Here is a 17,792-nt window from a genome sequence, read left to right as displayed (position 1 = left end):
CTTACTTCATTGAGAAAGTCTAATTCTTCTTGCTTTTTCCAATCGGTTAGCATTGAAGAAGTTTGAGCATATCCTACTCTTTCTTGCTTTTCGTACCAAGCTTGTGTTCGTTCGTGGAGAGCTTTATTGTAAACCAATCTTACACAGCCCAAAGTGCGCCGCAATAGCGACTCTTGTTCGGGTGTGGGGTAAAATCGGAACGAGTAGGCTTTTTCCATGCCTCACATTTTAGCATATATTTCGTAAATGTGCTAATATTTAATAGTAAAGCCGTCGTAGAACGACGGGGTTTCAGACCCAAAATTTTCGATGAATGTTGTTAACGTTCCGCCCGCAAAGCCAACAATCCGATATTGTTCTGGCTGCTCAGAGCGTTGGTCTTCGATGTAAGGTTTGTAAAGCAGATCGTTTAACCGAGTGAAGTCAATGTCACGTTCTGTTAAAACTCGCTGTCGTTTGGCTTCATCCCATTGAATACGCATGAGACACCCGAAATCAATGGAGAAAAATTGTTTTCACCCACTCTATACTAACCTATCGCTCCCGAAGGCGAGGGACTAAGGTGAGAGGAATGTAAAGATTGAGAAAATGTATCGTAAGATACAGTGCGGGGGGGGTAGTGTGTATAGTTGTTTTCAAGCACCTTTGGTGTTGGGTTCGGTTGTTGCTTAACCTGGGTGCTAGAGGGCGATTGCACTTTGAGGAGATACATTAATGAAAACAAGTGTAATATACATAACGGCTGTATTAACTTTATTGGGACTAACTGTGTCTCGACAAGCTAAAACATTTAACTTAAGTGAAAACAAAAACTTTCAAATAGCTCAATCTGGTCAAGTGTATAGGTGTATTCAGCAAAGAAATCAAACTTATATAGTGCCAGGTATTACTGGTGCATATATCAGGTATGGCGCTTGTTTTATCCCTGTGAAATTGGGAAGATGTATGGAAAAAACTGTTTTTGATAAAGCCTTTGTACCTTGTGGTACAGATCCAGGGGATAGGAGATATTATAACGTCCGTCCTTTAGGTAGTGGGACACCTTTTATCATATATTAATTTAAAGGTAATCTATCGATTTGGTGAACCTGCATCACCCGCAATCCGTCAGTGCGATCTCTTGCTAAAAACTGAAAATGCCGGTGCATTGACAACAAGCGCATTTTTTGTGGTACAATGGTCGACCTAGTGTAAATATGGTAAAAGTTGAAATGTCTATCACCCATATTAATAATCTTCAAGACCAGATTTTGCAAAGTATTAAGACTTTACCGCTAGAAAAACAGCAAAAAGTCCTTGAATTCGCCCAATCCTTACAAAGAAATTCACATTTTCAGAAATGGGATAATATTTCAGATGCAGAAGCACAATCGTTACAAAATGAATTTGCTCAAGAGGATATTAGCTTTTCAGAAAGTATTTTACCCGATTATTTATCTCACCTTGAACAAGAGGATAAGAAATAAATGCGAGGCGATATTTATCTAGCTGATTTGAATCCGAGTCGTGGTTCAGAACAAGCTGGTATTCGACCTGTTATTATTGTCCAACATAACAATATTGATCGCTTCACTAGCACTGTTGTTGTAATTCCATTAACCAGTAATTTACGTCGCGCACAAATACCTGGAACAATGGTTATTCCCGCAGGACAAGCAGGCTTAAATCAGGAATCAGTAGCCTTATGTTATCAAATTGTTGTTATTGATAGACAACGACTTCAGCGACAGTTGGGAACACTTTCTTCTAGTTATTTACAGCAATTGGAAGAAGCGATGCGATATACATTAGATTTAACATAAAACACTAATATAAATGTTTAATTATTTTAATTTTCTTTCTGGAAAACTTGAACTTTAAGTCTCCTGGCACTCAGTACACTCGGTGCAGCCTCAACCCTCAGGCGCAAACTGAAGATCTCCCAATCCACCGAAAAAGAAGCCACCAAAGTAGGCTGAATTGCTTCTAAAAACAGGATAACTTGCCCCTTAATGTCATCTTGAGGGTGTTTATTTTTCCCTTTATTAACTTGATTAAATACCTTAAGGAACGAGGGCGATCGCACTATAGCAAAATCACAAAACCTTCCTGAGTAAAATGTTTATCATGGGTCAATATCTCAATAATTTCCAGTTCTCGCATCGTCTGCATAGAGATACAATGAAGATAGTTCTCATGAATCGCTTTTAGGAATACCATAGATATAGTAGTCCTGTTCTTGTGCGCCGTCCCTCGGCAAATTGTTGATTTCTGTTTCGGTCATGCCGGCTGTAATATTTTCAAAAAGTTCGAGAAGCGATTGGGCCGTTGTCTTGCTGGATTCTTCTTCTTGTTGATGCCAATGGGATTGGATGGCTTGTTTTATAGCATCAATGACTGAATATAAAGAATTTCCTTCTGCTATATATCCTTCAATTTCAGGACTGTAAGCAGAATATTTTCCTTCTCTCTTTTCTATTTCAATACTGACTTTTGATTTCATCGCTCACCTGTTTAAATTAAATAAATATCTTAACTCAATTGTAATTTGTAGGAATGGAGATTCGCCAACTGCGTGAATCGCTCGTTAGGGAGAGTGCGATCGCTCTGTCACGAGTAGGGTGCGTTCCCTGATGCAATCCTTGTTACCGAAATTTTGGGTTAAAGCCCCGTCTTTTTAGGACGGAGGCTCTTCTCGACTTTGTGTGATAATTTTTGCTTATGGAATCGTGAAATGCTTATCGAGCAAGACTTTTAGGGCTATTTTGCGGATATTCTATCAGTATAGACCTCGTTTCCACACATAAACCAGAAGAGCCACTTCTATTTAATACTGTCATACTAAATCCGGTTATTAAAGACTGATTATTCATTCTCCCTATTGCCTTCTGCCTTTTGCCTGTCCTGATATGTAGCCTATACTCAGCGGATTTAGTATCACTTAAAACTCAAATCTGATAACTGATAACTGATAACTGATAACTGATAACTGATAACTGATAACTGTTACTTATTTTGGGGCCTCGATGGTAGGGGGATTAGCAGTATTGGGAGTCTTGCTGGTGAACATTTGTATTAGACTAAAACCGACAAAAGCGAGTAAGGCTATGCCACCAATAGTAGTAACAATTTTACCGACGAGATTTTCTGTGCGGGGTTCTTCGGGGGCATCCTCGTTGGGGTCCTCCGAATGGGCAAAACGATTGTAGAGGAAATCGAGGGCTTCATTGCGGAGTTCGTAGTAACGGGGATCTTCGGTGATTTGGGAACGAATCCGGGGACGAGCAAAAGGCATCTTTAACACCTCACCGATTTTAGCGCTCGGGCCGTTGGTCATCATCACCAAGCGATCGCACAAGAACAAAGCCTCATCGATATCGTGGGTAATCATCAACACGGTTAACTGGTGTTCTTGCCAGATTTTCAGCAATTCTTCCTGTAATTCCTCTTTGGTGATCGCATCTAAGGCCCCAAAGGGTTCATCGAGGATGAGGACTTGGGGACGAATGGCCAGGGCGCGGGCGATCGCAACCCGTTGTTTCATGCCTCCCGATAACTGGGGGGGTTTTTTCTGGGCTGCTTCTGTCAATCCCACTAAGGATAGATTTTCTTCGACGATCTTCACCTTCTCAGCCTGAGTTTTTTGGGGATAAACCGAATTAACGCCGATATAAACGTTCTCAAAGGCAGTTTTCCAGGGCAAAAGTGAATAATTTTGGAATACCATCATCCGGTCTGGTCCTGGTTCCTTAACCTCTTTGTCCTGTAGTAGCACTTGCCCACGACTAGGAGAAGAAAGCCCCGCCACCATATCTAAAAGGGTCGATTTACCGCAGCCGGAGTGACCGATAATGCAGACAAATTCCCCCTCATTGACTTGCAGCTCCACGCCGTCTAAAACGGTGTAAACCCCTTCGGGGGAGGGGTATTCTTTGGCAACATTACTAACTAATAAAAAAGGCTGGGTGGTGGTGCTGGAATTCACGGTCTTATCGGTAAAAGTTTGCATAATTCGTCCTAGATTTATTTTAAGGTGGGCTTTGCCCACCACAACCATTAATTAGCGACAGGATCATCGAGGAGAACTTCCGAGACGCGATAATTGCGACGGATCGAAAAACGTTCCAGATAGCCGATCGGATCGTCGGGATTGAAAATAAGATGATCAAAGAGGGCGAAACTGTGGCGATCGGGTTCCAAATCGGGAATGCCCAGGAACCTGCAAGCTTCGCCAAACAGATCGGGACGACGGACGCGTTCAATCACTTCCACCCAGTTGCGGGGGAAAGGTGCGTAACCCCAACGGGCAAGCTGAGTTAGGGTCCATAGGGCCTCACTCCGGCCCGGACAGTTAGCTTGATCGACGTAAAACTGATTAAATCGGAATAGGGGTTCGGGGGCAGTTCCTAAACCGCGATCGTAACCATCGAGGAAACCGGGGCGGATAATTGCCCTATCCACGCCCACATACTGGGACTGACTGAGAATATTGACGATTTCTTCTCGATTACGCCGATCATCGCAGTATTCACAGGCTTTAATTAAAGCTTTGACCATGGCGATATGGGTTTCGGGATGTTTCGCCGCCCAAGTTTCCTTGACCCCGAGGACTTTTTCCTGGTGTCCGGGCCAAATATCAAGATCGGTGGCGATAACGTAGCCTAATTTTTCCTGAACGGCGTAGGAGTTCCAGGGTTCCCCCACACAATAACCGTCGATCTTACCTGCTTTTAGCAGGGAAACCATCTGAGGCGGCGGAATTACGGTTAAATTCACATCACTATCGGGATCGATGTCGCCACTAGCTAACCAGTAGCGTAACAGCAAATTGTGCATGGAGGCGGGGTGAACCATGCCGAAAGTGGCGATTTGGTCGGGACTTTGCAGGAGGGCCTCCTTTAAGTCGCCCAGTTTTTCTACCCCCAATTCCCTGTATTTATTGCTGAGGGTGATGGCGTTACCGTTGCGACTGAGTACTAAAGCACTAATCACGGGGACAGAGGGCTTATTGCCAGCGCCAATGGTCATACTGAGGGGCATTCCCGCCACCATCTGGGCCGCATCGAGACGACCGGTAGCTACCCCTTGGGCGATCGCTTTCCAGTTGGGTTCCCTTTGCAGGACAACACCCTCCAATCCTTCCTCGGCGAAGAAACCTTTCTCTTGGGCGATAATAATCGGGGCGCAATCGGTGAGGGGGATAAAACCGATGGTGGGATTGGTTTTCAGTCCAGGAGCCTTGGCTATAACCGTCACCGGCCCGGTTGGTCGACCGACTTTCTTCGATCGCTTCTGTTGGTTGAGGAAATAAACGATCTCGTTACGGAGGGAGTAGTAACTAGGGTGATTAACTACTTCCAAACGATGCCGGGGCCGGGGAATGGGAACATCGAGAATCTGACCGATATGGGCCTCTGGTCCGGTGGTTAACATCACCACTCGATCAGATAGTAATAGGGCCTCATCCACATCGTGCGTGACCATGATACAGGTAACGTGGCTTTCTTCGACGATTTCCATCAAACGTTCCTGTAAATTGCCTCTGGTTAACGCATCCAGCGCCCCAAAGGGTTCATCGAGTAGCAGGACTTTTGGCCGTAGGGCTAAAGCGCGGGCGATCGCTACCCGTTGTTTCATGCCTCCCGATAATTCTCCCGGTCGTTTGTTGGCGGCATGGCGCAGGTGTACCATATCGATACTATGTTCGATGACACTTTTGCGTTCAGCGGCCGGCAGATGACGCAGCACACGGTTAACTCCTAGGGCGATATTTTCCCGGACGGTTAACCAAGGCAGCAGAGAATAATTCTGGAAGACCACCATGCGATCGGGACCGGGGTCTTTAATTTCTCTTCCCTCTAAAATCACCCCCCCCACCGTGGGGCGATCGAGTCCGGCGACCATATTTAAGAGGGTGGATTTCCCACAACCGGAGTGACCGATTAAAGAGATAAATTCCCCTTTAGTAACGCTGAGATCGATATTTTTTAGGGCGATATATTGACGGCCATCGGGGAGAGGGAAAACCTTATCAATGTGATCGACTTCAATAAATGCAGACATTTTCAGTTATCAGTTATCAGTTATCAGTTATCAGTTATCGGTTATCAGTTATCGGTTATCAGTTATCGGTTATCAGTTATCAGATGTGAGTTTTTAGTTTACTGTTTACTGTTTACTTAAAAAGCTCCCCACACCCTGCCCCCACCGAAAAATTTTTTGCCGCAAACCCTATTTATTTTCTTCGGGTACAACTAATTTAGCGATGTAGGCCATGAGGCGATCGAGTAAGAACCCAACAATACCCACATAAATCAGGGCGAGGATAATTTCACTAATCATAGAACTATTCCAAGCATCCCAGATAAAGAAGCCAATTCCCACGCCACCGATCAGCATTTCCGCCGCTACAATTGCCAACCAAGATAAACCGATACCGATTCTTAATCCCGTGAAAACGTAGGGAACGGTGGCGGGAAAAAGAATGTTGAAAAAGTATTCAACTTTGGATAATTTCAGCACTCTAGAGACGTTTTTATAGTCTTGGGGAACCTGTTGTACTCCCACGGCTGTATTAATAATAATTGGCCAAATTGCCGTAATAAAAATTACAAATATGGCACTAGGTTCGTTATTGCGAAAAGCCGCTAGGGAGATGGGTAGCCAAGCTAGGGGGGGAACGGTACGCAGGATTTGAAAAATCGGATCGATCGCATCATAAATTAGGGCGTTGCTACCGATTAAAATACCCGCAGCGATGCCAACAATAGCCGCTAGGGTAAAACCGACGGCCACCCGTTGTAAACTAGCGAAAATTTGCCAGAATAACCCCACATCCGTGCCACCATTATTGAAGAAGGGATTAATAATTAATTCCCAGGTCTCACTAACAACTTTGGTGGGACTAGGAAGGGGGGCATCGGGACTAAAACAGAGAATTTGCCAGATGAGGAGAAAAATTAATAAAGCAATCACCGAAGTTGCTAGTTTGGGTAATTTTTTTTTCAGGTCTTTTACCCATTTCGGACTGTGAGAACGACGAGAAATAGAAACAGCCATAATCAGTTATCAGTTATCAGTTATCAGTGGTTCAGTGGTTGATTTATCAGTGGTTCAGTGGTTCAGTGATCAGCATTGCTCTTGGCTTGATCCGCAAGAATTTTAGTTATCAGTTATTAATTAACAGTTGTCAGAAAATCATCTTTAACTGATTACTGATTACTGATTAATGCTCACTGATTTAAATCTTTTTGATCTTGAGGGAATCGAGGTAGGCTTGGGGATTTTCGGGATCAAATTTCACACCATCGAAGAAAGTTTCCACGCCGCGGGAGGTAGAAGTAGGAATTTGATCGGCCGGAACATTGAGGGCTGTGGCGGCTTCTCTCCAGATATCTTCCCGGTTAACTTTATCGACTAAAGCTTTGATGTCCGTATCGGCGGGAATATAGCCCCAACGGATGTCTTCAGTCACAAACCAAGTATCATGACTCTTGTAGGGATAGGAAGCGTTATCGCGCCAGAATTTCATGGCTAAGGGGCTATTTTCGATTTTGCGACCATCACCGAAATCGATATTACCTTGCATTCTTCCCAAGATATCGGCGGGGTCAATTTTCAGCCATTCCCGTCCTGCAATGATCTCGCACATTTCCTTAACATTAGCGGGATCATTGCACCATTGTTGCGCTTCCAGAACAGCCATGGTTAAAGCTTTTGCCGCTTTGGGATTTTTGTCCACCCAATCGGCGCGTAAAGCGAAGGCTTTTTCGGGATGGTCTTTCCAGAATTCTCCAGTGATCAGGGCAGTGTACCCGAGGCTTTTGGAGACGATTTGGGCGTTCCACGGTTCGCCGACACAGAACGCGTCCATGGTGCCGACTTTCATATTGGCCACCATCTGCGGCGGGGGAACGACGATGAGGGAGATGTCATTATTGGGATCGATGCCGCCCGCAGATAGCCAGTAACGCATGAACAGGTCGTGGTTGCCCCCTGGAAAGGTGACGGCAGCCTTCATTTCTTTGCCGGCAGATTTCGCTTTGGTGAGGGTTTCTTTGAGTTTAGAACTGTCGAGGTCGAGTTTTAAATCCGCGTGGGATTTGGAGATCGATATCGCTTGACCGTTGGTATTCAAACGCGCCAGGATATACATCGGTACGGGCTGTTTGGTGATTTTGCCCAAGGTCATTAGGTAGGGCATGGGGGATAAAATATGCGCCCCATCGATACCGTTACCCGCCGAACCTAATTCTAGGTTATCCCGGGTGGCAGCCCAAGAGGCTTGTTTCATCACTTGCACATCGGGCATCCCGTGTTTAGCGAATAAACCTTTTTCTTTGGCGATAATTAAGGGGGCAGCGTCGGTGAGGGCAATAAAACCTAGTTTAGCGGTGGTGACTTCGGGAGTTTCTCCACCGGCAACGGGGGAAGCGGCAGGACTACCGGCGGGGGAGGGACTGGTGGCGGTATTATTGGGAGTGGTGCAACCGTGGAGAATTGCCGTTCCTACGGCAGTTGCCCCGGCAGCAAAGATAAATCTACGTCTAGAAAGTTTACTCATGGTCTAAAAAATCGTGATTAGAAACTAAACAAAGGTGATGAAACGGTGAAAAATTCTCATGACTTCCCCTAACTGACCGCGGTGATAACCGAGAAAATTTCTTTAAAGTAACTGTTGATTCAGTAAGGATGCTGTAACTATTTTTATCTCTTGATCGCTTTTGCTTGTCCATCTACAGAGATTTAGCAATAGTTTTTGTCTAAGAGATTTTTTCCGGAAGCATAACAGTTTTGAGGAGTCGATAGATAGGGGCGGTTTTTAGTCATCTGGGCTAGAAAGATCACTTTATTTTAGGGTTATCACCGAAGCAATTAACTTAAATTTACAGTCTTCAACGGGAAAGATAGTATAGATTGTTACAAAATATTGCTGGTCATGTAATAACAGCATAAAAATTTGTCGGAAACGCATGGTGAGGTGATGGGGATTTTTTAGAGATGCGCTTGCCCTGTTCTCCCTAGTCTCGATGATGGCAGTCCCAAACGCGGCTGCGAACGCCCGATGATTAGCTGCTATCAGTGGGATTAGACTCTATTTTCATCGAGAGGGCTTCGACGGAAATGACGGGTCTTAATCTTCTCCAAAAAGGGATTTTAGCTCTCATGAAGGTTTCTGAATCTATCTACATTATTCACGTTGATCGTTGAAATGAGATAAATCTACCCAATTTTTTCTCAATAAATAATGTAAATTATTGTAAATTTTCGTCGATTAGAGTTGGCAAAATCGGGGGGGAGGGGGGTAAAATGGCTTGTATTCTGACTTGTTCTTGGAAGCAGAAACTAACCTCGAACCAGATCACAGATAAAACTGGAATTGGTAAGTTAAAGCTAGTTGGCTCTTATAATCGTCAAATTTTAGATAAGTCGCTAATTAAAAGAGTTAGGCTTATTAAAAGGGCTGACTGATTTTATTGTCAATTTGTTCTAGACCTTGAGCGAGTAGAACCCCTTGATTCTACAGGAAAGGAAATAGGAATTGATGTTGGCTTAAACCATTTCTTGACTGACTCCAATGGAGAAAAAGTAAACAACCCTCGATTTCTTCGTAAAGCTGAGAAGCGTTTAAAGAAAGCGCAGCGTCAGCTATCTAAGAAGAAAAAAGGAAGCAACAAGCGTCAAAAGCAGAAGTCAAAAGTAGCCCGCCTTCATTTAAAAGTCTCTAGACAACGTAAAGATTTTGTTGTTAAGACAGCAAAAGCGTTAATCCAATCTAACGATTTGGTAGTCTATGAAGATTTGAAGGTTTCTAATATGGTGAAAAATAGAAAGCTTGCTAAGTCTATTAGTGATGCAAGTTGGTCTATGTTCACCAATTGGTTGGACTACTTTGGACAAATACACGGGAAGTTCGTTATAGCGGTCAATCCACAATATACAAGTCAAGAATGTTCTAATTGTGGTTCCATTGTCAAGAAAACATTGTCTGTTAGAACTCATATTTGTTCTTGTGGCTGTGTTCTAGACAGAGATGAAAACGCCGCTATCAACATACTTCATAGAGCAAATACTGTCGGGCGGACAGAAATTCAAGCCCTCGGACAGGCCGACCCACTGTCTATTAGGTGAAAGCTTAGTAGATAAGGTAACTGGTTGAACAGGGAATCCCTCGCATGAGAGCGATGGGAGCGTCAATTATCAGAAAAGAAATAACAACTTGTCGTAAAGTGAAAGAGAGAACTATTTTGGCTATCTAGATCACCAACGGTCAAAATTCCCTTGACTGAATCGGTGATGGGCAGAGATTGTCACAAAAATTATCGATTTCTTGACAAAAAACACCGATCATGCTATCAACCGAACCTAAAATCAGCAATTCCGGACAAAAATATTTAGCCTATCAAGATTGTCTATCCCCGAATCAAACCCTGTTCCCCCTGACAGCCAAGGTTAATAACCGCGATTGTCTAGAAATCGGTGGTTGTGATGTCACGACTCTAGTGGAACGTTTCGGTTCACCCTTGTATATTGTCGATGAAGTCACCCTCCGCACAGCCTGTCGTCAATACCTGCAAGGTTTCCAGACTCATTATCCCGGAGAATCTAGGGTAATTTATGCCTCGAAAGCGTGGAATTGCCTGGCCGTATCGGCCGTGGTCGCTAGGGAGGGATTAGGTTTTGATGTGGTGTCGGCCGGAGAAATTCACACAGTGTTAACCGCTTTAGACCAGATCAATAAAACCGATGTGCCGATCTACTTTCATGGTAATAACAAATCGATCGCCGAGTTAGAATATGCGATCGAGCATAACTGCATTATTATCGTTGATAACTGGCTAGAGTTAGAAAATCTGGTTAAATTAGGCGAAAATCGTCCTAATACCCCTATTCCGATCCTGTTGCGTTTAACCCCCGGTATCGAGTGCCACACCCACGAATATATTCGCACGGGTCACTTAGACAGTAAATTTGGTTTTGACCCCCATCAAATCGAAGCGGTATTTGACTATGTTTTAGCTCATCCGGTGCTGAATTGTCTAGGTTTACACGCTCACATCGGTTCCCAGATTTTTGAACGTCAACCCCACCAAGACTTAGCCGCTGTGTTGGCAGATTGGTTTAAATTAGGTTTAGAACGGGGTTTACCCCTAGAGCAATTAAATGTGGGTGGTGGTTTAGGGATTCGCTACGTCGAAAGTGATGACCCCCCAAGTATCGAGGAATGGGTGCAAGCGGTGTCCTTAGCAGTGGCCAAAGCTTGTCAGGAAAGAGGTATCGCTTATCCCCTGCTCATTGCCGAACCGGGACGCTCTCTGATTGCCACCGCTTGCGTAACGGCCTATACAGTGGGTAATCGCAAAGAAATCCCTGAAATCCGCACCTATATCGCCGTCGATGGCGGAATGTCCGATAATCCCCGACCGATTACCTATCAATCGGTTTACCGGGCCGTGGTCGCTAATAAAATGAGTCAAGAATGTCAGGAAGTGGTGACAATAGCTGGAAAACATTGTGAATCTGGCGATATTCTAATTAAGGATATTACGCTACCGAAAACCAACCCGGGAGATATTGTAGTGGTTTTAGCCACGGGAGCCTATAACTACAGTATGGCTTCTAATTACAACCGCTTACCTCGTCCGGCGGCGGTAATTGTCCAAAATGGAGAAGCTAATCTGATCCTTGAACGGGAAAATCTGGCGGATTTGCTGCGTCAAGACCGCTTACCCAATCGACTCTCCTTGATATAAACCTCATCGCTATCGTCCCCCATGTCGGGTTTTTTTCTAGACCCTCGCCGGTTATTGTCCTGGATTCTCAGCCATGGTCTGTCAGTCCTAGACTTTGGGTTAGTTCTCCTCCTTACCTATATGCTGCTGCTAATTATCGGCGAGCGGCGTACCTTTTGGATGGTGCGAGGACTAATCTACTTAATGCTGGCCTCGGTGATTAGCGATGCCCTAGGATTGCGCTTGCTGGGGTTAGTCCTAGAAAAATTGATTTTGGGGGCAGCAGTGGCGATTGCTGTGATTTTTCAGTCGGAATTCCGCCGTTTTTTAGAATTATTGGGCAAAGGTCAAGTGGGGGAATTATTTAAAAAAAGTTCCCCCACTCCCAAGACTGATAATGTCATTGATGAGTTAGTGGACGCAGTAAAGGATCTATCTCAAAATCGCACCGGCGCGCTGATGGTATTAGAAACCAGTGGCAATCTCGACACCAAGGTGTTTGTCAATCCGGGGGTGACGCTCAATGGCCAAGTATCTAAGGAATTAATTCAAACTATTTTTCAGACTAAAACTTTACTGCACGATGGGGCCGTATTGATTCGGGGCGATCGAGTGGTGGCCGCTGGTGTTATTCTACCCTTATCGGAGCGCAGTACCTCTAGGCAATTAGGCACCCGTCATCGGGCGGCCATGGGCATTACCGAAAGGCTAGATAATTGTATCTGTATTGTGGTTTCTGAGGAAACTGGCTCGATTTCCCTCGCGTCGGGGGGTAATTTGGATCGGCCCTTAACCAGTAGTAAACTAAAAGAGCTTCTCGAAGCGAAGTTTTCTCCGTCGGGAGAGGGGGAAGTGGTCGCACCGAGTTGGGGACGTTTAGGGCGTACAATTGGCTTAAAAGGTCGTCTAATCTTAGAAAAATTCTCCCGTTCGCCCAGCGCAACCCCCAAAGATAGAAAATGACTCTTAAACCGAGCTTGTCACCAGAATTACCTACGGATTTAGATAAAAACCGTTTGCCTCAGCACGTCGCAGTGATTATGGATGGGAACGGTCGTTGGGCGAAAAGTCGTGGTTTACCGCGGATTATGGGCCATCAACGGGGAGTAGATGCACTAAAAGACTTGCTACGCTGTTGTCGTGACTGGGGGATTCCCGCTTTAACCGCTTATGCTTTTTCTACGGAAAATTGGGGTCGTCCCCTCGAGGAAGTGGAGTTTTTAATGACTTTATTCGAGCGGGTTTTGCGGCGCGAATTAGAAGAAATGATGCAGCAAAATGTCAAAATTCGCTTTATTGGGAATTTATCAGTCTTGCCAGAGTCTTTAAGACGGGAAATTGCTAAATCTCACGCAGAAACTAGCAAAAATTCCGGTATTCAATTTACGGTGGCTACTAATTATGGTGGCCGAGAGGAGATCTTGCAAGCTTGTCGGGCGATCGCTCGTGAGGTGCAACAGGGTTTAGTCTCCCCAGAAGCGATCGATGAATCTCTCTTTGAACAGTATCTTTATACTGCTGGGATTCCTAACCCAGACCTGTTAATTCGCAGTAGTGGGGAAATGCGAATTAGTAATTTTTTACTCTGGCAAATGGCCTACGCGGAAATCTACGTTACTGACACCCTCTGGCCCGATTTCGATCGAGTGCAATTTCACCACGCTTTAAAAGATTATCAGGGTCGTCATCGTCGTTTTGGCAAATTATAAGGGATGCAAGCCCAAATTGCTCGAAATAGCCACTGTGGAGCAGTTAAAGGACAGTTTTTGATTTTTCACTTTTTATCTTAAACTCCCTGGGGCAACGGTTAAACCGCGACGAGAGGGCCGTTTGTCGTGTTCTCGATTTCCCCAATACGGTAATCCGTAAATCGACTGGAGCTAGACTTTTCCCCGGCTAAAATAAAATAGGGGAGAGAATAACTATCGACGATAAGCAGTTTTAAGATTATGGGATTCTTTGACTCAGAAGTGGTTCAACAGGAAGCTAGACAGCTATTTGAAGATTACCAGTCCCTCACACAACTAGGCAGCGAGTACGGGAAATTCGATCGAGAGGGTAAAATAATCTTTATCGATAGGATGGAGGAGTTAATGGAACGCTACAAGATATTTATGAAGCGTTTTGAGTTATCTGAGGATTTTTCCGCCCAAATGACCGTAGAACAGCTAAAAACCCAATTAGGTCAATTTGGTATGACTCCCCAAATGATGTTCGACCAAATGCAGCAAACCCTTGAACGGATGAAGGCAGAGATTCGCTAAAATTGCCGATATTTATCGGGTATTGGCCGCTTTTTACCCGATAATGGCTCTCTCCAGTTTATCGCTCGGAAATTTTGGTTGTCTGCGGTTTTTTGAGAACAATAGTCTAATAATTTTAAGTAGGTTTGCTGAATAAATCTAAAAACCTTGTCGGATAACACTTTTGGACTTTTTTGACATCAAAAAGTGCCAGCAATTGCAGTGATCCAGGGGAAAATTTAGGTACTTTTTCCCTGAAAATCGGTCAAAATCCACTTCCCCTACAGGTTTTGGTAAGCTTTGAGGGTGGCAGTTTTGACGCTTTCGGGGACGAGGGGAAAGGTACTTAATATATGCTGAAATTCTATCTCATTTAATTCATATAAGTGGGCTACTATTGCATCTAGTTTAGCCCTAATTTTTGCCCTTTCTGTCTCCTCTGTTACTCCATTTTTATGGGAACCTATCCCCACTTCTTTCGCTAATTCGTCAAATTCCTCGCTTACACAAATCAATTTCGCTGCTTTTTCTACTATTTCCTCAAAGTATCTATCTCCCTCTTTTAATCGGGGAATAGGTAGCTGATATATGTAGAAAAAATTTAAGTTTTGACTAACTTTTTGTCTAAGCATCCAATCAATCAAAAAGCTATTTAAAACAGCAACAATGAAAATTTTGAATGATTGATTATCTTGAAAATTATTTTGTTCGCACTCACTAATAGATAACGAATTCCCGCAAAAAACTAATTTAGGTATCAGACTAGAAATTAAAGAGCGTTCGTTTGTACTTGATGAAACTGACCGAAATCCTAAACGATAAGTTTGATAGTCTAAGATTTGACCTTTATCGACTTCACCGCGTTTTAATAAAGCTTGTCTTGCTTCTTTTTCATCTAACCAGTATTTCGGTAAAGCATACTGATGGGTGAATTGATGAATCATTTTTCCTTCGTAGAGAGGTAATCTTCCCTTTGCGGGTTCAGTTTTAAACAAATAACTATCATTAGTCATGTGAAATTCTGATGTTAACTTGAGATTCCATGTATCGGGAAGGGTTTCTCCTAACAGGGGAAAACGAGACATTTTTTCGGCAATTTGAATATCTATATCCTGTTTAAATTCCATTACCGAGAGGGAATCGGGGGATAGTTTGCGGATTAAATCGACGCTAATTACTAAACTGTCTTTATGGGGAAAACGTTGTAATTCCTCAACATCGTGACGCATAAACTCCACAGGAAAGGAAAGAGTTTGTTTATTTTTCTCGAAGGAGAGGATAACAAATTTAAAGCGACTATCTACACCCTCAAAAATTGTTTTACGATTTTCAAAACAAAATAATCCTGTCACCTTTGTTTGAGAAAATAACATCTCTCGCAGTTGTTTGGTTCCTAAATCGGTATAAATTCCACTGGGAATAACCATTCCACATTCACCTTGGGGATGGAGGAGATTAAAACATTGTTCAACAAAAAGCTTATAGAGATTAATATCCGTCCCTTGCTTTTTACCATTCACAATAGAGATTTGATTTTTGTATTGTTCCGAGGAACGAAAATAGAGACTAACGTGGGGGTATTGACTTTGATAATCTAACCATGCTTGAGCAATTTCGGGATTAGTTAACAGTTTTTTCTGTTCCTTTTCAAACGTCTTGATGTCCATCTTATTTTTAGTCACCAAGTCGCTATGCTGAGAAAAAAATTCCTTCGCTTGCGGTTTAAAGACTTCCCAAGGAGGATTAGTGATAATCACATCAAAACCACCCTTTTCCGTAATCAGTTTATCGAAGTGATAACCCCAGTGGAAGGGTTTCAGGGATTGCATATCGGAGAGAGTTAATAAACGTTTCTTTGCTTTTCCCGTTAATTGTGCGGATTCGTACTTGATTGACAACTTACCGCTAAACTCATCTAGGAGAATTTGGTTTAATTTCACCAAAGATTCGCGGTTAACATCCTCGATGTGATTGCGTAACATCTGGAGACGGTTTTCTTGGGGGGTTCCCTCCACTTCTCCCAACTGAAAAGCGTGTTCTTTGTATAATTCAATACTGCGATTTTTTTCTGCGAGAATTGCCTGATAATTTTGTGCGGTGAGAGATTGTAGGATATTTTCCTCTCCCATGAGATTAAAACTTTTTTCGTCCACGCGAATCAATCCGATGAGGGAATTTCCCGACATGATATTAAAATCAATATTCGGTAGGGGTTCCAATTCCGTCACCGATTGCGCGGCAGCAACTAAAGCAAGAAATAAACGCAGTTTTGCGATTTCTGTCGCTTCCTCCATGATATCGACACCGTAGAGGTTATCGGAAATAATCCGTTTTTTGATGTAATATCCGAGGGAAGGATGGGATTTTCTTACTGCTGCTAACCACTGTTTTAACTTGCTGTCTCCTCGCAGTTCAATTGTTCCAATTACCCCGCTATAAATCGCGATGAGAGTTTTCATCGCAGCCACTAAAAAAGCGCCGGAACCACAGGCAGGGTCTAAAATAGAAAGCTGGGGAAGAATATCTTTAATCAAAATCTCACAGAGGGGAGAATCGAGATTGATTAGTAGTTCAGAAATACTGGCAAATTGTTTGCGGGGATAAAGTTGATTGCTTCTCTCGACAATCCATTTATTAATCGTCCTATCACAGAGATATTCGGTAATCTCCGGACGGGTATAGTAAGCACCGAAAGCTTTTTGGTTGATATACTTTTCAAAGATATATCCCAAGACATCGGGGTTAATTTCGTCATCCCGTCCCCCCGGAGTGTCGTCAAGGTTCCAAGAGTAACGGGAGAATAAATCAAGGATATTCTCAAATGCTTGGTCATCAATACAAATGTTTTGATAAATATTTTCGAGGGGATGTTGGAGAAATAATCCTCCGTTAAGATATTTGACTTTTCCCACCAATGCAGTTACAGATGCGTCTCGTTGGGATTCGGGTTTTGCGAATGCTTGAAAAAATAGGGTTTGCAGAAACTGACGATAGAATAAATTTTCCCCCCGTCGTTGACTTGCTTGGAACTGGTTTTGCAGATAGTTGAAGTCGTTATCGATAAATCCCTTGCGCTGCAGGAAATAGACGAACATTAAACGATTGAGAATAACCGAAGTGTACCATTTTCGATCGCTTTCTCGATCGATTCCCTGGATAAAGGGGAGGAACTGTAAATGCTCTCGCTGAAATTCCTGATAAAATTTTTTGGTAATCTTTTCGATATCGAAACCCTTTTGTAAGAGTTTGGCAATTTCGACTACAGAGGGTTCCCCATCTTCAAAGTCGGTGATATCGAGAACTAATTCCGCTAGTTTACCCAGAAATAAATCTCCCGGTTGTCCTTTTATATATAGATGGTCGCGGATTTGACTTTTACTTCCCTCTCTTTTTACCCAGTACCATAAACTGCGCGTCCGTTTGCTATCGACAAAAATCAGCAGATTTTCAGCTATTCTTTCGGTAACTTGTCTCTGAATTTCCTGACGAGTTTGACTATCGGGGATATCTTCCCGACTTACCTCTAATACCACCACTCCCGACACTTCCGCGATTCTCTGACAATTATATTCCTGATTCTCGATGGTAACAGGGAGAGATTTTTTCCCGCGAGGATGGGACCATCCCAATTCCTCGATAAACAGTTCCCCAAATTGGAAGTTAGATATTGACATCCTCACCGCCGTAAACGGACGGTGATTCCTCACCACGCCACCTTTTTAGAATGGTCGCTGAATGGGGTTGACGCTTCACGGGATGCTGCTTCTTTAACAGAAGTCTTACGCTTTCCTCCACGTCCGTTTAAAGTCTCCGAATGTCCTCCGGCGACCTTGATATT

General features: G+C 43.5%; 15 protein-coding genes and 4 pseudogenes. 9 read left to right on the top strand and 10 right to left on the bottom strand.

The window, feature by feature from the left end; all coding sequences use genetic code 11:
- Together IM319_RS09595 and IM319_RS09590 are read right to left on the bottom strand one after the other, a co-directional pair.
- On the bottom strand, positions 1-218 hold a 218-nt coding region (locus IM319_RS09595; protein ID WP_287735431.1), incomplete at its 3' end, for a helix-turn-helix domain-containing protein.
- A gap of 33 nt (positions 219-251) precedes the next feature.
- Positions 252-482, bottom strand: a complete 231-nt coding sequence (locus IM319_RS09590) for a hypothetical protein (protein WP_287687090.1) — start codon at positions 480-482, stop codon at positions 252-254.
- 232 nt (positions 483-714) lie between these two features.
- On the opposite strand from IM319_RS09590, the gene IM319_RS09585 reads away from it, so the two are divergent.
- The 4 genes and pseudogenes from IM319_RS09585 to IM319_RS09570 all read left to right on the top strand — a co-directional run.
- Positions 715-1,059, top strand: coding sequence for a hypothetical protein (locus IM319_RS09585; RefSeq protein WP_287735430.1), 345 nt, complete (start codon positions 715-717; stop codon positions 1,057-1,059).
- A gap of 152 nt (positions 1,060-1,211) precedes the next feature.
- Positions 1,212-1,466 (top strand): hypothetical protein, encoded by a 255-nt coding sequence (locus tag IM319_RS09580; protein ID WP_287687092.1) that lies wholly within the window; start codon positions 1,212-1,214, stop codon positions 1,464-1,466.
- The gene (locus IM319_RS09575) at positions 1,467-1,802 is read left to right on the top strand and encodes a type II toxin-antitoxin system PemK/MazF family toxin (RefSeq protein ID WP_287687094.1); all 336 of its coding nucleotides are present in this window, start codon (positions 1,467-1,469) and stop codon (positions 1,800-1,802) included.
- A 51-nt stretch (positions 1,803-1,853) separates the two neighbouring features.
- Positions 1,854-1,958: pseudogene (locus tag IM319_RS09570) on the top strand (PEP-CTERM sorting domain-containing protein); the annotation flags it as partial.
- Positions 1,959-2,064: 106 nt separating this feature from the next.
- Here the strand turns inward: IM319_RS09570 and IM319_RS09565 are convergent.
- The 6 genes and pseudogenes from IM319_RS09565 to IM319_RS09540 form a co-directional block, all read right to left on the bottom strand.
- A pseudogene (locus tag IM319_RS09565) lies at positions 2,065-2,160 on the bottom strand (type II toxin-antitoxin system VapC family toxin); the annotation flags it as partial.
- Between the two features lie 13 nt (positions 2,161-2,173).
- Positions 2,174-2,482: a type II toxin-antitoxin system HicB family antitoxin gene (locus IM319_RS09560; RefSeq protein WP_287735428.1), complete on the bottom strand. Its 309-nt coding sequence runs from the start codon at positions 2,480-2,482 to the stop codon at positions 2,174-2,176.
- 507 nt (positions 2,483-2,989) lie between these two features.
- The gene (locus IM319_RS09555) at positions 2,990-3,988 is read right to left on the bottom strand and encodes an ABC transporter ATP-binding protein (RefSeq protein WP_287735427.1); all 999 of its coding nucleotides are present in this window, start codon (positions 3,986-3,988) and stop codon (positions 2,990-2,992) included.
- A 47-nt stretch (positions 3,989-4,035) separates the two neighbouring features.
- Positions 4,036-6,042 carry a nitrate ABC transporter ATP-binding protein gene (locus tag IM319_RS09550; RefSeq protein WP_287735426.1) on the bottom strand — a complete coding sequence of 669 codons (2,007 nt, stop codon included), beginning with the start codon at positions 6,040-6,042 and terminating at the stop codon, positions 4,036-4,038.
- Positions 6,043-6,210: 168 nt separating this feature from the next.
- A complete protein-coding gene (ntrB, locus tag IM319_RS09545; RefSeq protein WP_287735425.1) occupies positions 6,211-7,038 on the bottom strand; it encodes a nitrate ABC transporter permease in 828 nt (275 codons plus the stop codon).
- Positions 7,039-7,219: 181 nt separating this feature from the next.
- The gene (locus IM319_RS09540) at positions 7,220-8,542 is read right to left on the bottom strand and encodes a CmpA/NrtA family ABC transporter substrate-binding protein (RefSeq protein ID WP_287076301.1); all 1,323 of its coding nucleotides are present in this window, start codon (positions 8,540-8,542) and stop codon (positions 7,220-7,222) included.
- Positions 8,543-9,339: 797 nt separating this feature from the next.
- Here IM319_RS09540 and IM319_RS09535 point away from each other — a divergent pair.
- The 5 genes and pseudogenes from IM319_RS09535 to IM319_RS09515 form a co-directional block, all read left to right on the top strand.
- Positions 9,340-10,138: pseudogene (locus IM319_RS09535) on the top strand (RNA-guided endonuclease InsQ/TnpB family protein); the annotation flags it as partial.
- A 190-nt stretch (positions 10,139-10,328) separates the two neighbouring features.
- On the top strand, positions 10,329-11,732 hold the full coding sequence (gene lysA / locus IM319_RS09530; protein WP_287735423.1) for a diaminopimelate decarboxylase: 1,404 nt from the start codon (positions 10,329-10,331) through the stop codon (positions 11,730-11,732).
- 21 nt (positions 11,733-11,753) lie between these two features.
- Positions 11,754-12,674 (top strand): diadenylate cyclase CdaA, encoded by a 921-nt coding sequence (gene cdaA, locus IM319_RS09525; protein ID WP_286824073.1) that lies wholly within the window; start codon positions 11,754-11,756, stop codon positions 12,672-12,674.
- Positions 12,671-13,420 (top strand): polyprenyl diphosphate synthase, encoded by a 750-nt coding sequence (uppS, locus tag IM319_RS09520; protein ID WP_287735421.1) that lies wholly within the window; start codon positions 12,671-12,673, stop codon positions 13,418-13,420. The genes cdaA and uppS overlap by 4 nt, the downstream gene beginning before the upstream one ends.
- Before the next feature lie 240 nt (positions 13,421-13,660).
- The gene (locus IM319_RS09515; protein ID WP_002738222.1) at positions 13,661-13,975 is read left to right on the top strand and encodes a DUF1825 family protein; all 315 of its coding nucleotides are present in this window, start codon (positions 13,661-13,663) and stop codon (positions 13,973-13,975) included.
- Positions 13,976-14,235: 260 nt separating this feature from the next.
- Here IM319_RS09515 and IM319_RS09510 read toward each other — a convergent pair whose 3' ends face one another.
- Complete coding sequence (locus tag IM319_RS09510) at positions 14,236-17,628, bottom strand: Eco57I restriction-modification methylase domain-containing protein (RefSeq protein WP_287735419.1); 3,393 nt, start codon at positions 17,626-17,628, stop codon at positions 14,236-14,238.
- Between the two features lie 29 nt (positions 17,629-17,657).
- Positions 17,658-17,792 (bottom strand): annotated as a pseudogene (locus IM319_RS09505) (RNA-guided endonuclease TnpB family protein); the annotation flags it as partial.

This window comes from Microcystis sp. M113S1 (assembly GCF_020246945.1).
Taxonomy (GTDB): Bacteria; Cyanobacteriota; Cyanobacteriia; order Cyanobacteriales; family Microcystaceae; genus Microcystis.
This window is presented reverse-complemented; position numbering and strand designations above follow the sequence as displayed.

What these genes read in the sequence shown, in the direction of transcription:
- uppS (WP_287735421.1), top strand. Translation starts at nt 12,671, where the DNA reads ATGACTCTTAAACCGAGCTTGTCACCAGAATTACCTACGGATTTAGAT.
- IM319_RS09575 (WP_287687094.1), top strand. Translation starts at nt 1,467, where the DNA reads ATGCGAGGCGATATTTATCTAGCTGATTTGAATCCGAGTCGTGGTTCA.
- lysA (WP_287735423.1), top strand. Translation starts at nt 10,329, where the DNA reads ATGCTATCAACCGAACCTAAAATCAGCAATTCCGGACAAAAATATTTA.
- IM319_RS09585 (WP_287735430.1), top strand. Translation starts at nt 715, where the DNA reads ATGAAAACAAGTGTAATATACATAACGGCTGTATTAACTTTATTGGGA.
- IM319_RS09590 (WP_287687090.1), bottom strand. Translation starts at nt 482, where the DNA reads ATGCGTATTCAATGGGATGAAGCCAAACGACAGCGAGTTTTAACAGAA.
- ntrB (WP_287735425.1), bottom strand. Translation starts at nt 7,038, where the DNA reads ATGGCTGTTTCTATTTCTCGTCGTTCTCACAGTCCGAAATGGGTAAAA.
- IM319_RS09510 (WP_287735419.1), bottom strand. Translation starts at nt 17,628, where the DNA reads ATGTCAATATCTAACTTCCAATTTGGGGAACTGTTTATCGAGGAATTG.
- IM319_RS09580 (WP_287687092.1), top strand. Translation starts at nt 1,212, where the DNA reads ATGTCTATCACCCATATTAATAATCTTCAAGACCAGATTTTGCAAAGT.
- IM319_RS09540 (WP_287076301.1), bottom strand. Translation starts at nt 8,542, where the DNA reads ATGAGTAAACTTTCTAGACGTAGATTTATCTTTGCTGCCGGGGCAACT.
- cdaA (WP_286824073.1), top strand. Translation starts at nt 11,754, where the DNA reads ATGTCGGGTTTTTTTCTAGACCCTCGCCGGTTATTGTCCTGGATTCTC.
- IM319_RS09550 (WP_287735426.1), bottom strand. Translation starts at nt 6,042, where the DNA reads ATGTCTGCATTTATTGAAGTCGATCACATTGATAAGGTTTTCCCTCTC.
- IM319_RS09555 (WP_287735427.1), bottom strand. Translation starts at nt 3,988, where the DNA reads ATGCAAACTTTTACCGATAAGACCGTGAATTCCAGCACCACCACCCAG.
- IM319_RS09560 (WP_287735428.1), bottom strand. Translation starts at nt 2,482, where the DNA reads ATGAAATCAAAAGTCAGTATTGAAATAGAAAAGAGAGAAGGAAAATAT.
- IM319_RS09515 (WP_002738222.1), top strand. Translation starts at nt 13,661, where the DNA reads ATGGGATTCTTTGACTCAGAAGTGGTTCAACAGGAAGCTAGACAGCTA.